The organism is Gordonia sp. 852002-10350_SCH5691597, from assembly GCF_001665715.1.
Classification (GTDB): Bacteria; Actinomycetota; Actinomycetes; order Mycobacteriales; family Mycobacteriaceae; genus Gordonia; species Gordonia sputi.
The window spans coordinates 1-14,692 of record NZ_LZMO01000229.1 but is presented as its reverse complement, the minus strand read 5'-3'; the positions used below and the strand labels follow the sequence as shown (position 1 = coordinate 14,692).

15 protein-coding genes are annotated in these 14,692 nt (G+C 65.7%); 14 read left to right on the top strand and 1 reads right to left on the bottom strand.

Annotated elements, in window-relative coordinates; all coding sequences use genetic code 11:
• Positions 1–25 precede the first annotated feature (25 nt).
• Positions 26–649 carry a hypothetical protein gene (locus tag A5777_RS16980; protein ID WP_231895100.1) on the bottom strand — a complete coding sequence of 208 codons (624 nt, stop codon included), beginning with the start codon at positions 647–649 and terminating at the stop codon, positions 26–28.
• Between the two features lie 432 nt (positions 650–1,081).
• Between A5777_RS16980 and hpt the strand changes: the two genes are divergently transcribed.
• From hpt to A5777_RS16905, 14 genes are all read left to right on the top strand, one after another.
• Positions 1,082–1,657, top strand: a complete 576-nt coding sequence (gene hpt, locus A5777_RS16975; RefSeq protein ID WP_064863537.1) for a hypoxanthine phosphoribosyltransferase — start codon at positions 1,082–1,084, stop codon at positions 1,655–1,657.
• Between the two features lie 567 nt (positions 1,658–2,224).
• Positions 2,225–4,657, top strand: coding sequence for an ATP-dependent zinc metalloprotease FtsH (gene ftsH / locus A5777_RS16965; RefSeq protein WP_082933720.1), 2,433 nt, complete (start codon positions 2,225–2,227; stop codon positions 4,655–4,657).
• An 11-nt stretch (positions 4,658–4,668) separates the two neighbouring features.
• Positions 4,669–5,307, top strand: coding sequence for a GTP cyclohydrolase I FolE (folE, locus tag A5777_RS16960; RefSeq protein WP_064863534.1), 639 nt, complete (start codon positions 4,669–4,671; stop codon positions 5,305–5,307).
• A gap of 50 nt (positions 5,308–5,357) precedes the next feature.
• Positions 5,358–6,221, top strand: coding sequence for a dihydropteroate synthase (gene folP / locus A5777_RS16955; RefSeq protein ID WP_064863545.1), 864 nt, complete (start codon positions 5,358–5,360; stop codon positions 6,219–6,221).
• Positions 6,214–6,594, top strand: a complete 381-nt coding sequence (gene folB / locus A5777_RS16950) for a dihydroneopterin aldolase (RefSeq protein WP_064863533.1) — start codon at positions 6,214–6,216, stop codon at positions 6,592–6,594. Before folP ends, folB begins: the two co-directional genes overlap by 8 nt.
• On the top strand, positions 6,591–7,142 hold the full coding sequence (gene folK / locus A5777_RS16945; protein ID WP_064863532.1) for a 2-amino-4-hydroxy-6-hydroxymethyldihydropteridine diphosphokinase: 552 nt from the start codon (positions 6,591–6,593) through the stop codon (positions 7,140–7,142). Before folB ends, folK begins: the two co-directional genes overlap by 4 nt.
• Positions 7,139–7,681: a DUF3180 domain-containing protein gene (locus tag A5777_RS16940; protein ID WP_064863531.1), complete on the top strand. Its 543-nt coding sequence runs from the start codon at positions 7,139–7,141 to the stop codon at positions 7,679–7,681. The genes folK and A5777_RS16940 overlap by 4 nt, the downstream gene beginning before the upstream one ends.
• A gap of 91 nt (positions 7,682–7,772) precedes the next feature.
• On the top strand, positions 7,773–9,116 hold the full coding sequence (locus tag A5777_RS16935) for a DUF6779 domain-containing protein (RefSeq protein WP_064863530.1): 1,344 nt from the start codon (positions 7,773–7,775) through the stop codon (positions 9,114–9,116).
• A 149-nt stretch (positions 9,117–9,265) separates the two neighbouring features.
• A complete protein-coding gene (locus A5777_RS16930) occupies positions 9,266–10,294 on the top strand; it encodes a Rossmann-like and DUF2520 domain-containing protein (protein WP_064863529.1) in 1,029 nt (342 codons plus the stop codon).
• A 68-nt stretch (positions 10,295–10,362) separates the two neighbouring features.
• Positions 10,363–11,277 (top strand): pantoate--beta-alanine ligase, encoded by a 915-nt coding sequence (gene panC / locus A5777_RS16925; protein WP_064863528.1) that lies wholly within the window; start codon positions 10,363–10,365, stop codon positions 11,275–11,277.
• Positions 11,278–11,394: 117 nt separating this feature from the next.
• Positions 11,395–11,847: an aspartate 1-decarboxylase gene (panD, locus tag A5777_RS16920; RefSeq protein ID WP_064863527.1), complete on the top strand. Its 453-nt coding sequence runs from the start codon at positions 11,395–11,397 to the stop codon at positions 11,845–11,847.
• Positions 11,848–11,854: 7 nt separating this feature from the next.
• A complete protein-coding gene (locus A5777_RS16915; RefSeq protein ID WP_064863526.1) occupies positions 11,855–12,664 on the top strand; it encodes a type III pantothenate kinase in 810 nt (269 codons plus the stop codon).
• Between the two features lie 204 nt (positions 12,665–12,868).
• Entirely contained in the window at positions 12,869–13,300 is a 432-nt protein-coding gene (locus tag A5777_RS16910) for a hypothetical protein (RefSeq protein ID WP_064863525.1), read from the top strand.
• Positions 13,301–13,461: 161 nt separating this feature from the next.
• Entirely contained in the window at positions 13,462–14,436 is a 975-nt protein-coding gene (locus tag A5777_RS16905; protein WP_082933716.1) for a helix-turn-helix domain-containing protein, read from the top strand.
• The last annotated feature ends 256 nt before the right edge of the window (positions 14,437–14,692 follow it).

The following is a 14,692-nucleotide window of genomic DNA, read 5'->3' as shown; positions in this document are numbered from 1 at the left end:
TCGCGGAAGGATCGCACCAGTTGATCTAGACGGGTGAGTTGATCGTCTGGAAGTACTGGATTGCGGAGACGATCAGCGTCCCACCTCCGCCGAGGATGATTCCGACGATCGACCCGAGCGTCGCACCGATCTCGATGCCGGGGAAGAAGCACCCGATTATCGCGCCAATGGCTCCCACCACGCATCCGATCGTGCCTCCGATAATTGCGCCGACGATGAGTCCGACCAGAGAGGAAATGGTCATTCCGGCCGACAACTGACCGTTGAAGCGCATCAGCGCCTCGTCGTCGCGTTGTTGCTTCGTCTGCTTCTGTGGTGTCTTGGCGGCGACGGCGCGGTCCGCGTTCACCTGTACCGGATCGACGAGATGTGCACGCAGTTTGTCTTTGGACGGGACCAATGTCGCGGATGTCGGGGTCACTTGCGCGTCAATGGGGTATTCGAGATATTCGTCCCGATACCACAAAGCCATGCGGAAAAGGGCCTTACCTGCGCCATTCTTGATGACCAGGTCAGACCCCTCGCGGGCGATCGTTCCGTCTGCCACGGACAGGCTCATCGACGTCGGCCCGCCGGAAAGTCGGTAGTGCACCGATTCTGACGACGGTGCAGCGTGGGCGGTCGCCTGCAGCAGGGGGATCGCGAGCACTGCGGCGGCGAAGATTGCAATCGCACGTATCAAATACTTTGTCGGCGCGTATATTTCGCTAAGCGAAGGTGCTAGTCGAGATGGTGGCAGGGGGTGGTTTCGCCGCTGTTGGTTCATTGTCGTCCTCGTCCTTGAATCGACGTTGAGTCTGCTTGTCATCGGCGATTACGCCGTCCTGTGATTCCCAGAAATGTCGAGCTTCATGTTGTGTGATACCGATCACTGTGAGGCTCAAGAATAGATGGTGACTTCTTTTCTGGAAGTGCGGGCTGAACACGAACCGTGGGTGACGCATGTTTCGATCCGTTATTCTCTTGTGACTGATTTGTCCTGTTATCAGACGACATTTTTCGTGGGCGGCAATGGTGTCCAGACACCGCTGACCGCACCGCGGGCTTCGCCCGGTTCGGTGGACGTGTCAAGCTGGTATCCGTGCATTCCGAGATCGAGATCGAGCACCACTACGGCGACGACATCGAAGCAGTCCTCATTACGGAGGAACAGATCAAGGCGCGGACCGCGGAGCTGGCCCAGTCGGTGGCGCAGCGATACACGGACCTGCAGGACGATCTGGTCCTGATCGGCGTCCTCAAGGGCGCGATCATGTTCATGACCGATTTCGCCCGCGCGCTGCCGATCCCGTCGCAGATGGAGTTCATGGCTGTGTCGAGCTACGGGTCGGCGACGTCGTCGTCGGGCGTGGTGCGCATCCTCAAGGACCTCGACCGCGACATCGCGGGCCGTGACGTACTGATCGTCGAAGACATCATCGACTCAGGTCTGACGCTGTCGTGGCTGATGAAGAACCTCGCCACCCGCCAGCCGCGGTCGCTGGCGGTGTGCACCCTGCTGCGCAAGCCGGAGGCCGTCCGTTCGCCCGTCGACGTCGCCGATGTCGGCTTCGACATCCCGAACGAGTTCGTCGTCGGCTATGGCCTCGACTATGCCGAGCGCTACCGCGACCTCCCCTTCATCGGTCGCCTGCGCGCCTCGGTCTACGAGAGCTAGCTACCCAGAGGACTCTGTTTGCGCGCGCCGCGATGCAGGAGGAGGCGGCGAGGAGCGTAGCGACGAGGCCGGTGACGACGAAGAGTGGCGCTGAGGGTGCAAACAGCGCGTGGGCGGAGCCCGCGAAGAGGGCTCTGTTTGCGCGCGCCGCGATGCAGGAGGAGGCGGCGAGGAGCGTAGCGACGAGGCCGGTGACGACGAAGAGTGGCGCTGAGGGTGCAAACAGCGCGTGGGCGGAGCCCGCGAAGAGGGCTCTGTTTGCGCGCGCCGCGATGCAGGAGGAGGCGGCGAGGAGCGTAGCGACGAGGCCGGTGACGACGAAGAGTGGCGCTGAGGGTGCAAACAGCGCGTGGGCGGAGCCCGCGCAGAAAACACAGCAAACAGCGCGTGGGCAGAGTCCGTGCAGACAAACAGGGAACGGTTTCACCTGCGTGATCGTTGACCGGTAGCCTCAATGTGTACGACCGAACCCTTGGGTGGCGTTCACATCGTTCACAAACCGATGGGAAGGACAGTGGTAACGGCGCCGGGCGGCCCAACACGTGGCCTGGACCTCCACCAATGCGCATGAACCGAAAGACAGTCTTCCGTAACCTCGCGATACTCGCGGTGCTTGTGCTCGCCCTGTGGGGCTGGAGCGCGATGCGCGATGGCGATCGCGGCTACACCGGGGTTGACACCTCTGTCGCGTTGACACAGCTCAACACCAAGAACACCAAGTTCATCCAGATCGATGATCGCGAACAGCAGTTGCGGATCGAGACCAAGGATGCGATCAAGGTCGACGGCAAGGATGTCACGAAGATCTCGACCAAGTATCCGGCTTCGGCGGGTGAGCAGGTCTTCGACTCGGTCAAGTCGACCGGGGCCGGCTACCAGACCAACGTGACGCAGCAGTCGGTGTTCTGGCAGATCATGATCTTCCTGCTCCCGATGCTGCTGCTGTTCGGGCTCTTCTTCTTCGTCATGAACCGCATGCAGGGTGGTGGTAAGGGCGGCGTGATGGGCTTCGGCAAGTCCAAGGCCAAGCAGTTGTCCAAGGACATGCCCAAGACCACCTTCGCCGATGTCGCGGGTGCCGACGAGGCCGTCGAAGAGTTGTACGAGATCAAGGACTTCCTGCAGAACCCGGCGCGCTACCAGGCGCTCGGCGCCAAGATTCCTCGCGGCGTGCTGCTCTACGGTCCGCCCGGCACCGGTAAGACCCTGCTTGCGCGGGCAGTCGCAGGCGAGGCGGGCGTGCCGTTCTTCACCATTTCCGGTTCCGACTTCGTCGAGATGTTCGTCGGTGTCGGTGCGTCGCGTGTGCGCGATCTGTTCGAGCAGGCCAAGAACAACAGCCCGTGCATCATCTTCGTCGACGAGATCGACGCCGTCGGCCGTCAGCGTGGTGCCGGTCTCGGCGGTGGTCACGACGAGCGCGAGCAGACGTTGAATCAGTTGCTCGTGGAGATGGACGGGTTCGGCGACCGCTCGGGCGTGATCCTGATCGCAGCGACCAACCGTCCCGACATCCTCGACCCTGCACTGCTGCGTCCGGGACGTTTCGACCGGCAGATCCCCGTCGGCAATCCCGACATCGCGGGTCGTCGGGCCATCCTCAAGGTGCATGCCAAGGGCAAGCCCATCGCTGAGGACGCCGACCTCGACGGCTTGGCCAAGCGCACGCCAGGAATGTCGGGCGCCGACCTCGCCAACGTCGTCAACGAGGCCGCGCTGCTCGCCGCGCGCGAGAACAAGACGGTCATCACGGCGGAAATGCTCGAGGAGGCGGTCGACCGCGTCATCGGCGGACCGCGGCGCAAGAGCCGGATCATCAGCGAACACGAGAAGAAGGTTGTCGCGTACCACGAGAGCGGTCACACGCTCGCCGCGTGGGCGATGCCCGATCTCGACCCGATCTACAAGGTGACGATCCTCGCGCGTGGACGAACGGGCGGTCACGCGCTCGCCGTGCCCGAGCAGGACAAAGACCTGATGACGCGCTCGGAGATGATCGCTCGTCTGGTGATGGCCATGGGCGGTCGCGCATCGGAGGAGTTGGTCTTCCATGAGCCGACGACAGGCGCGTCCTCGGACATCGACCAGGCGACCAAGATCGCACGTGCGATGGTCACCGAATACGGCATGAGCGCCAAGCTCGGCGCTGTGCGCTACGGGCAGGAGCAGGGCGATCCGTTCCTCGGCCGCAGCATGGGCGCGCAGAGTGACTACTCCGCCGAGGTCGCGAGCGAGATCGACGACGAGGTGCGCCGACTGATCGAAGCCGCGCACACCGAGGCGTGGGCGATCCTGTCCGAGTACCGCGACACCCTCGACGTGCTCGCCAGCGAACTCCTCGAGAAGGAGACGCTGACCCGCAAGGATCTCGAGAGCATCCTTTCCGACGTCGAGAAGCGTCCGCGGATCACGACGTTCAACGAGTTCGGCGAGCGCACCCCCAGCGACAAGCCCCCGGTGAAGACCCCCGGCGAGATGGCGATCGAACGTGGCGAGCCGTGGCCTCCGCCTCCGCCGGAGCCGGTGCGCGAACCCGTCGGTGCCGGCAGTGCACCGGGCTCTCCGTCCGGTTACCCCGGTGGGCAGCAGCCCTACTACGGAACTCCTCATCCGGGTCAAGGTCCGGGTTCCTATCCAGGTCAGAGCTACGGACAGCCCTACCCGCAGCAGCCCTACCCGCAGGGTCCGCAGAGTGGCGGCGGAACGCGACCCGACTACGGCGCCCCGCGTGACTGGTCGGCGCCGGGTTGGCCGCCCCAGTCGCAGGGAGATCCGCAGACGCACGGGTATCCGCAGACGCCGGGGTATCCGCAGACGCAGGGGTATCCGCAGAACGGAAACCCGAACGGCGCCAACGGAAATCAGCCCAACGGGTATGGCTATGGCAACGGCTCGTACGGCGGTCACAACGGTGCGGGCCACAACGGTGGGCAGCATCGTGACGACTCCGGCGACAGCGGTTCACACGGGGACAATCGTTCACACGGAGATGGAGCCTGAGGGTCGGATCGATGACAATCAGCGAGGGTCACGACATCGCGACTCACGACGGCGCGTCGCGCGAACTATCGACCGGTGACGGGCGCTTCTTCGATCAGGAGCGCGCTGAAGCGGCTGTCCGGGAGTTGCTGATCGCAGTCGGTGAAGACCCCGACCGCGAGGGTTTGCGACGCACGCCGACGCGCGTGGCCAATGCGTACCGCGAGATGTTCGCGGGGCTCTACACCGACCCGTCGGATGTACTCGCCACCATCTTCGACGAGGACCACGACGAGTTGGTGCTGGTCAAAGACATTCCGATGTATTCGACGTGCGAGCACCACCTCGTGTCGTTCCACGGTGTCGCCCATGTCGGCTACATTCCCGGCCCATCGGGCCAGGTGACCGGACTGTCGAAGTTGGCGCGAGTCGTCGACCTCTACGCCAAGCGTCCGCAGGTGCAGGAGCGATTGACCAGCCAGATCGCCGATGCGCTGGTGGACCGGCTCAATCCGCGTGGCGTGATCGTGGTGATCGAAGCCGAACACCTGTGCATGGCGATGCGCGGCATCCGCAAGCCGGGCGCTCGCACGACGACGTCCGCGGTGCGCGGCATCTTCAAGACCAGCGCCGTTTCGCGCGGCGAGGCACTCGACCTCATCACCCGGTGACCGCTCACCCGGTCGCCGTCGACACGGCCGATGACGCGCGCACAAAAGTGATGGGCGTCGTCAATGTCACCGCCGACTCCTTCTCCGACGGTGGTCGCTACCTCGACGCCGAGCGCGCCGTCGAACACGGTTTTCGTCTGCTCGCCGACGGCGCCGACATCATCGACGTCGGAGGCGAATCGACCCGTCCGGGTGCGGTACGCGTCGACGAGTCCGTCGAGATCAAGCGCGTGGTTCCGGTAATCGCCGCACTCGCTGCCGAGGGTGCACAGGTCTCGGTCGACACGATGCGCGCAGGCGTGGCGTCGGCCGCCATCGAGGCCGGGGCGACGATCGTCAACGACGTGTCGGGGGGTCGTGCCGATCCGGGCATGGCAGCGCTTCTCGCCGACGCCGGACTGCCCTGGATTCTGATGCACTGGCGTCCAGCGGCAGCCGAATCGGATGCCGGTCGACGATTCACGCACCGAGTCGACGACACGGGCGGGTACCGCGACGTGGTCGCCGAGGTCAGTCGTGAGCTCCTCGGCCAGGTCGACGCCGCCGTCGACGTCGGGGTCGATCCCGACAACATCATCCTCGATCCCGGGCTGGGATTCGCCAAGACAGCACAACACAATTGGGCTCTGCTCAACGCGTTGCCGACGCTGGTCGATCTCGGTTTTCCGGTGCTCGTCGGGGCGTCGCGCAAGCGTTTCCTCGGCACGCTGCTCGCCGCCGACGGCCACGATCGCGCGCCGGAGGGACGAGAGATCGCGACGGCGTCGATCAGCGCGCTCGCCGCGGTGCAGGGCGCGTGGGGAGTTCGGGTCCACGACGTCGCTGCCAACCGGGATGCGGTGACCGTCGCCGCGGCGTGGCGTTCGGGTGGGCGCGATCGGCATACCGTCCGGCGGGAGCATCGAGATGGCTGACCGCATCGAACTGCGCGGACTACGGGTGCGCGGCAATCACGGCGTCTTCGACCACGAACGCCGCGACGGGCAGGATTTCATCATCGACGTCACGCTGTGGGCCGACCTGCGGGTCGCCGCGGCGTCGGACGATCTGGCCGACACCATCGACTACGGGTCGCTCGCACAGCAGGTCCACGACGTCGTCGCCGGTGACCCCCGCAATCTGATCGAGGCGGTTGGTGGGGAGATCGCCGAGAAGATCATGCTCGACGACCGCATTCACGCGTGCGAAGTGGTGGTGCACAAGCCGTCCGCGCCGATCCCGCTGGATTTCGCCGACGTCGCCGTCGTGACCCGACGCTCCCGCAAATCGGCGGGTGGTTCGAGATGACGCGCGCCGTGCTGTCCGCCGGTACCAATCTCGGCGACCGAGAGGCCCGGCTCGGTGAGGTCGTCGACGCATTCGCCGACAACCTCGTCGCGGCGTCGAGCATCTATTCGACGGCCCCGTGGGGCGGTGTCGAACAACCCGACTTCTACAACATCACGCTCATCGTCGACGCCCCGATCTCTGCGCGTGACTGGTTGGAGCGTGGCTTCGAACTCGAGCGCGCTGCTGACCGGACCCGAGACATCCGTTGGGGCCCGAGGACACTCGACGTCGACGTGATCTGTGCTACCGACGCCGATGGGCAGCCGATCATCAGTGACGACGACGTGCTGACGCTGCCGCATCCGCGAGCCGCCGACCGCGCCTTCGTGCTCGTGCCGTGGCTGGAGATCGAACCCGATGCGACGCTGTGGACGCCCGACGGCATCCGGTCGGTGGTCGACCTGGTCGCGGCACTACCCGCGAGTGAGCGCGCAGGCGTGCACCGACTGTCCGTGCGCCCGGGAGGTTCGCAGCCGGGCCGACAGGGGAGTGAGGTGGCGAGGTGACAACCCCGCAGCCGTCGACGCCGCCGGAGTCCGACGAGCCCGGCCTGGGTCCGACCCGGCCACGTGATCTGTTGATCGTCGCGGTCTTCGTCGCGGTGATCTCGTGGATTCTGGTGCGCTACAACTACTCGGCACTGCCGCCGCTGCCGTTGCTGGCGGGAATCGTCCTCTACGTGCTCGCCGCGATCGAGACGGCGATGGCATTCGTGGTGCGCGCACGTGTCGCCGACCGTCAGGTGGGTCGTGCACGTGGGCAGCTGCATCCGCTGACCGCAGCGCGTGTCCTCGCACTGGCCAAGGCGTCGGCGATCCTGGGTGCCGTGGCCGTCGGCGTGTGGGTGGGGATGCTGGTGTTCCTGTGGAGTCAGCACGGCGTGAATGCTGCCGAGCATGACAGACCCGGTGCGATCGTCGGCGCCTTCGGCGGGCTCGTGCTCGTCCTCGCGGCGCTGTGGCTCGAGTACTGCTGCCGGGCACCCGACGACCCGACCGACCAGCCGACGCAGCCGCGGGCAGACGGCCATCCCGGGCCCGCGTGACCCCTTCTGTGATGGGATTTTATGGGGCCAATCGTGACTCTCCGCACCAGCCTGGCGGTCGCGCGGGCCGTCAGGGGGTAAGTTCACGGTCATGACGACCTCGACTGGCCGTGCCGCCGACACACGCCGTTCCGGTCGCGTCGGGCAGTGGTTGGTGGGTCTCCTGATCGTGCTGGCCGTGGTGGCCAGTGTGTTGATGCTCTTCGCCGATCAGATCTCGGTGCTCGGATCGCTGGCGGTGATCGCGGCGCTGTGGGCCGCCGTGATCGCGGCGATCCTTGTCACTCGCTACCGCAGGCAGGCCGAGAGCGCCGAGAGCAAGAGTCGCGATCTGCGACTGGTGTACGAGTTGCAACTCGAGCGCGAGATCGCCGCGCGCAGGCAGTACGAGCTCGACGTCGAATCGACCATCCGTAAGGAGATCAGCGACGAGGCCGGTGTCGAGCTGGCAGAACTCAAGGCACAGGTACTCGCACTGCGTTCGAGCCTGGAGATGCTGCTGGGCGAGTCGCTACCCGACCAGCGCGCGGCACTTCCCAGCGAGAAGCTGCGCGAGCTGGCCTCGGGTCTCGGCGGTCTCGGAGCGCAGCCGGGTCACTCCGATCCCCAGACCGGCTACGGCAGCGGGTCGGGCTACCCGGGCGGCTACGGCCAGACCGACTACACCGCTCACGACGACGGCGCGGTTGCCGCCCGCGATTTCGAGCAGACCGCCCCGGGCGCCGAGCATCGACGACGCGACTCCCGCCCATTCGATGTTCCACGACGCTTCGGGTCCGACGTCGATCCCAACGAGATGACGGAAGTGCTCCCGGTCATTCCGGGGGACGCCCCCATCTCCGGCCGCATCGCCACCGAGGTTCCGCTCGACGACATCCGCGCCGAAGAAGTCGCCGTCGAAGCTGTCGAAGACGTAGCCGTCGAGGACGTCCGCGCCGACGACCTCGAGGCACAAGCCGTCGACGAGACGCTTGTGGCGCAACCCGTTCAAGAGTTCGGGGTTGAAGAGGTGGTCGTCGACGTCGTCGACGAACAGCCGCGCGCGCCCTACACGTCGGGATTCGACGAGACGCCTCCGGCCGCAGAACCGACCTCGGCGTCGCCCTTCTCCGGCGGATTCTACGTCCCCACTGCGGAGACGGCCCCTGCTGCCGAGACCGTCGAGGTGTCGGAGCACGACACCCAGGCGGCCGACGCGGCAACCTCACCCGCGCCCGAATCGGGAGACGCCGACGCCACCGACACCACGGCGGGGCGTCACGAGACCGGCGACGACGGTGCGCGTGCCGGCTACAGCGGTGGCCGACGCCGCCGTGAGGAAGACGACGACCACGACGCCGCGCACACGGCGGGGCTACCGGTCGCGGAGCTGCTCAATCAGCTTCGCCAGACTTCCGGCGGTAGCGGCGGCGGACGTCGCCGTCGCGAGGACTGACTTTTCACTCCGCGCCATCCTTCTGACCGATCCTCTCGGGTGACCCGTCTCACAGGCATTGGCCCGACGATGCGTCGAGCGCCTAGCATTGCGGTGCACGTCCGGTACCCACGCGGCAGTTGGGACTGGAACGATCTGGGAGGACACCGGTGACCTCACCGAACGGCGATCCCGCCGTGTCGAATCAGCCACCTCGCGACGCGGGGCGAGCAGGCCATTCCGGCTCTTTCTCCGCCGAATTCGCCGGCGTGAGCAATCTGCCGACACCCGCGCGCCTGACCATCGGCATCATTTCGGCGGGACGTGTCGGAACCGCACTCGGCGAGGCACTCGAACGCGCAGGCCATGTCGTCGGAGCGGTTGTGGCCCGGTCGCCGCACTCTCGACGCCGCGCCGCCCAACGACTTCCCGAATCGCAGATCCTCGACCTTCCCGACGTCGTCGCGCGCTCGGAACTCCTGATCATCGCCGTACCCGACGACCGCATGTCCGACGTCGTTGCCGAGATCGTGGACAGCGGACGGCTGCGTCCCCGGACGCTCGTCGTACACACAGCCGGCGCGCACGGCGTCGACATCCTGGCGCCCCTCACCGCGCTCGGGGCGCTTCCGCTGGCCATTCATCCCGCGATGACGTTCGTCGGAACCGACGACGACACCGCCCGTCTGCCGCAGGCGTGCTTTGGCGTCACCGCTGCCGACGAGGTGGGTCTCGCGATAGCGTCGGCTCTCGTGCTCGAGATGGGCGGCGAGCCCGTCCGGATCGCCGAGGCCGACCGCACGCTCTACCACGCCGCACTCGCGCACGGTGCCAATCATCTCGTCGCACTCGTCAGCGATGCGGTCGTGGCGATGAACGCGGCCATTGAGGGCGGCGCGGGGGAGTCCGGTCGGGACGCGGCAACAGTCGACGGATCCTCGGAACGGTTGGCCGAACGCATTCTCGCGCCGCTTCTCACCGCGGCCCTCCACAACGTGCTCGATCTCGGCCCCGCCGCGTTGACCGGGCCAGTGGCCAGAGGCGACGCGCAGGCCGTCGCAGACCACCTCGATGCTCTCCGCGCACTCCCCGGCGGTCATCGAACGGATGCGATCGCTGAGGCGTATCGCATCCTTGCGCGTCGGGCAGCCGCGTACACCGACGCACCCGCACCGCTCCTCGACGTATTGGAGCAGTGAATGAACACCGAACAGATGCCGACAGATGTTGTGATGCACGGCCTTTCGAGCTGTGTAGGAGGAGAACGATGACCGCGCCGCTGAGTCCAGACGCCTACGCCCGAGGTGAACTGACGGTGCATCGTGACCCCGCCACACTGCACCGAGTCAGTCAGGCGCTGCGTCGCGCGGGTAAGCGCGTGGCATTGGTACCGACGATGGGTGCGCTGCATGCCGGTCACCTGCAGTTGATCGACGCCGCCAAGAGCATCGGCAACGTGGTGGTCATCGTCTCGATCTTCGTGAACCCGCTGCAGTTCGGCGAGAACGAAGATCTCGACGCCTACCCGCGGACGTTCGACGACGACGTCGAGCTGTTGCGTTCCGCCGGTGTGGAATTGGTGTTCGCGCCAACCGTCGACGACATGTATCCCCTTGGGCCGCGCACCACGATCGTGCCGGGGCTGGCAGGCGACATCCTCGACGGCGCCGTGCGCCCGGGACATTTCGCGGGAATGCTGACCGTGGTGTGCAAACTCCTCAACATCGCGTCACCGCACGCCGCGTTCTTCGGGGAGAAGGACTACCAGCAGTTGGTCTTGATCGCACAAATGGTGGCCGACCTGAACCTCGACGTCGACATCGTCGGGGTGCCGACGGTGCGCGAGGCCGACGGCCTGGCGTTGTCGTCGCGTAACCGCTACCTGACACCGGAGCAGCGTGAAATCGCCACCACGCTGTCCGCGGCGCTCACGGCAGGCGCGCACGCCGCTCCTGGCGGCAAGGATGCGATTCTCGCTGCTGCACAAGCGGTTCTGGCGACATCGCCGGAGATCGAGCTCGACTATCTCGCGCTGCGCGACCGCGCCCTCGGCGAAGCGCCCGACAAAGGTGACGGACGACTGCTGGTCGCCGCCCGCCTCGGCGCGGCGCGGCTGATCGACAACGTCGGCGTGTCGATCGGCATCGAGCCCGAGGACATCGGGAACCCCGATGCGTACTGACCCGCACCGCCCCGCGCTGATCGAGCACCGCTCTCCGCTGATCGAGCTTGTCGAGATCACGCCCCCACAGACTCTGCAGCCCGCCCGCAATGCACGCCAACACAGAGGAATGACAGCATGTTTCGCACCATGATGACGTCGAAGATCCACCGGGCGACCGTCACTCAGGCCGATCTGCACTACGTCGGGTCGGTGACCATCGACGCCGACCTGCTCGACGCCGCGGACCTTCTCGAAGGCGAACAGGTCACCATCGTCGACATCACCAACGGCGCCCGTCTCGAGACCTACGCGATCGCGGGCGACCGCGGTACCGGCGTCATCGGGATCAACGGCGCAGCAGCACATCTCGTTCATCCCGGCGATCTGGTGATCATCATCGCCTACGGCATCCTCGACGAAGCCGAGGTGCGTGCCTACAGTCCGCACGTGGTTTTCGTCGACGAGGCGAACCGCGTCGCCGAGAACGGTACGGATCCCGCGCACGCGCCAGAAGGATCAGGACTTCTCGACCCGCGCCACCCCGAAACGCACTCTGCGCGAACCGACTTCGCAGATTCAACGGTGTAGGTCGTCGATGCTGCTCGTCGTCGAGGTTGGGAACACGAACATCCATCTCGGGGTGTTCGCGGGGTCGGGTGAACACGCCAAACTGGTGCGCGACTGGCGGATTCACACCGACCCGCACCTGACCGCCGACGAACTCGCGATGGCGATCCGCGGGCTACTCGGCGACGACATCGAGCAGATCACCGGCGTAGCAGCGTTGTCGACGGTGCCGGCGTTGCTGCGGGAACTGCGCGTCATGGTCTCGCGCTACTACGGCGGCGTCCATCACGTTCTCCTCGAACCGGGTGTCCGAACCGGGGTCCCGCTACTCGTCGACAATCCCAAAGAGGTCGGCACCGATCGTGTGGCCAATTGTCTTGCCGCGCACAATATCTACGGCGGGCCGTGCGTCGTCGTCGCATTCGGCACCGCGACAGTTGTCGACGCGGTGTCGGCGAAGGGCGAGTTCCTCGGCGGTGCCATCGCGCCGGGAGTGAACCTCGGCGTCGAGGCGCTCGCCGAGCACACGGTGACCGTGCGCCGTGTCGAACTCATGCCCCCGCGCAGCGTGTTGGGTAAGAACACTGTCGAAGCGTTGCAGTCGGGAATCCTGTACGGATTTGCCGGGCAGGTCGACGGGCTCGTCGACAGGGTGCGCGACACCGTCGACGGCTTCGACGGCCGGGATCTGACAGTCGTGGCCACCGGGTCACTGGCGCCGCTGATCTACCCGGAGAGCCGCACGCTCACCACACACCACTCGTATCTGACCCTCGAGGGGTTACGCCTGGTGTCCGAGCGGGCCAAACAGCAGGGGCGAGGGCGCGGGGCCCGCTGACGCGACAACTGCGGCGTCGAACTTCTTTTTGCGCGCCGCAAGCACGAAACTCCCGCAGACCTGGCCCGTAGCCGTGCACTGTGGCAAACTTGTCGCCGTGATCAAGAGCTGTCAGGAGTGTTGTCAGGGCTGAGTCCGCTTCATGCGGCCGCCCTTCGTCGACGCCCCCCGCTCGTTTTCGATCACTTCCGAGGTATCTCTCCCATGACCGCATCGGTCCAGTTCACCCAGCACGTGCACGCGCCGATCTCGGTTCACGCACCCAGCGCCCCGCTATCGGTCCAACCAAGCGCATATCGTGCCGCCGTGGCGGCGGGTGCTGTCCCGGTCGACATTCGCAGCCACCGCAAACGCACACTCGACGGTGCGTTGATCGGGGCACTCGCCGTCGAGGCAACCGAGGTCCTCGACCTGCTCACGCCGGGATCACCGAAAGCTCTGCGGACGGCCACACATGATCGACGCTGGATTCTGGTCAGCGACGACGGACACGAGGCCGAGTGGTTGGCGTGGCACCTACAGGCACGTGGAGTCACCGGTGCCGTGTTCGTGGTCGGCGGTTTCACGCGGCTACGCCGCGACCGTATCAACGGCAGTATCAGCGACGCCGAGCTGGCGATGTTCTCCGCGCACTGAGCTCGGTCGACTGTCGAAATCGGCCATCCGGCGTCGTTTACGCCATGCTTTCATGCCTCTTGCCGAACCATCATGTGACCTGGATAACATGAGCAGATGCGGCGTGGCGGTGCGGTTCATCGCGTTTTTCGCCGTGGGCACTGGCGGACGTGGGAGTAGACATGGCACGTGGGGCGTCGGGGCGGCCCGTGGCTCGTGATCCGGTCGCCTTCACCACCGATGGCCTCGGTGCCGAATCCGCGGCCCGGTGGGAGGAGTTCACCAGCAGTACCTTTCTTCCGCTGCACGCAAAAGTCCTCGGTGACGAGCGACTCGACGCAACGGGAACGGTGGCCGAGGTCGGTTCGCTGCGCGTCATGTCGTTGCGAATGGGGTCGCACATCGTCGAGATGTCGGGCAAATTCGTATCTGACGATGGCGTGCCCGCCACACTGATCACGATCACCCTCAAAGGCCATACCTTTCTGTTCACCGACGGACAGACCCACTTCGCCACGGTCGATCGGTTGTTGGTGACGAGCCTCGAGCGCCCGTTCGTCAGCGGATTCGGGGAGGACACCGAAGCTCTGGCCGTCGTCGTTCCGACTCCACTTCTGCACCGCTCGCTGGGGGTGCCGATCGGAGTCACCCCGCGGGTCATCGACATCGGCAACAACTTCGCCGGTGCCGCACTGAGAACGCGATTGATCGCCGCGACGCGCGATCCGGCGACCGAGTCGCTCGCCGAGGACGATCTGGTGGAGCTCATCTCCGCTGTCCTCTCCCCGCGAGCGGAGCCGGCCGTTCACAACCATTTCGACCGAGCACGTGACTTCATCGCCGCCAATCTGTCAGATACGGGTCTGACCGCACCACATGTGGCGCGTGCTGTCGGCATCAGTGAACGGCATCTGTCCCGAATCTTCGCCGAAGCGCACACCAGCGTTCCCAAATATGTTCGTGAGCAACGTCTTCTACGCTCCCGGGGGATGCTGCTCCAGGCCGATGACGGGTTGACCGTGGCCCAGATCGCGGTTCGCTGCGGTTTCGGCTCGGTCGGCAGCTTCTCGCGGACGTACCACGCAAGGTTCGGACATAGACCCGATGACATACTGCGCGACAATGCACGTCGTCGTGCGCTTCGGGGCGAGCGCTGAACGAGGAAGTGGTGGAACGGCTTTGGCATCCGGTCTAGTCCTCCGGTGATCAGACATCACGGCTGATTTCGGCCAACCTCGCTCCAACTCCTTTCAAATCTGATGTGCCCCGCATCACACTCGAGAACAGAAACGAGCTGCCGCCGTCACCGGCGTCGGCCGGAGGTCTCAATCAAAAGGAGTGTCGATGACCGTAATTGATTCCACCAAAACGTCTGTGCACAAGCAGATTCCGACACCTGAGCCGGGGCTGACC

What these genes read in the sequence shown, in the direction of transcription:
- ftsH (WP_082933720.1), top strand. Translation starts at nt 2,225, where the DNA reads ATGAACCGAAAGACAGTCTTCCGTAACCTCGCGATACTCGCGGTGCTT.
- folE (WP_064863534.1), top strand. Translation starts at nt 4,669, where the DNA reads ATGACAATCAGCGAGGGTCACGACATCGCGACTCACGACGGCGCGTCG.
- folP (WP_064863545.1), top strand. Translation starts at nt 5,358, where the DNA reads ATGGGCGTCGTCAATGTCACCGCCGACTCCTTCTCCGACGGTGGTCGC.
- folB (WP_064863533.1), top strand. Translation starts at nt 6,214, where the DNA reads ATGGCTGACCGCATCGAACTGCGCGGACTACGGGTGCGCGGCAATCAC.
- folK (WP_064863532.1), top strand. Translation starts at nt 6,591, where the DNA reads ATGACGCGCGCCGTGCTGTCCGCCGGTACCAATCTCGGCGACCGAGAG.
- A5777_RS16935 (WP_064863530.1), top strand. Translation starts at nt 7,773, where the DNA reads ATGACGACCTCGACTGGCCGTGCCGCCGACACACGCCGTTCCGGTCGC.
- panC (WP_064863528.1), top strand. Translation starts at nt 10,363, where the DNA reads ATGACCGCGCCGCTGAGTCCAGACGCCTACGCCCGAGGTGAACTGACG.
- panD (WP_064863527.1), top strand. Translation starts at nt 11,395, where the DNA reads ATGTTTCGCACCATGATGACGTCGAAGATCCACCGGGCGACCGTCACT.
- A5777_RS16915 (WP_064863526.1), top strand. Translation starts at nt 11,855, where the DNA reads ATGCTGCTCGTCGTCGAGGTTGGGAACACGAACATCCATCTCGGGGTG.
- A5777_RS16910 (WP_064863525.1), top strand. Translation starts at nt 12,869, where the DNA reads ATGACCGCATCGGTCCAGTTCACCCAGCACGTGCACGCGCCGATCTCG.
- A5777_RS16905 (WP_082933716.1), top strand. Translation starts at nt 13,462, where the DNA reads ATGGCACGTGGGGCGTCGGGGCGGCCCGTGGCTCGTGATCCGGTCGCC.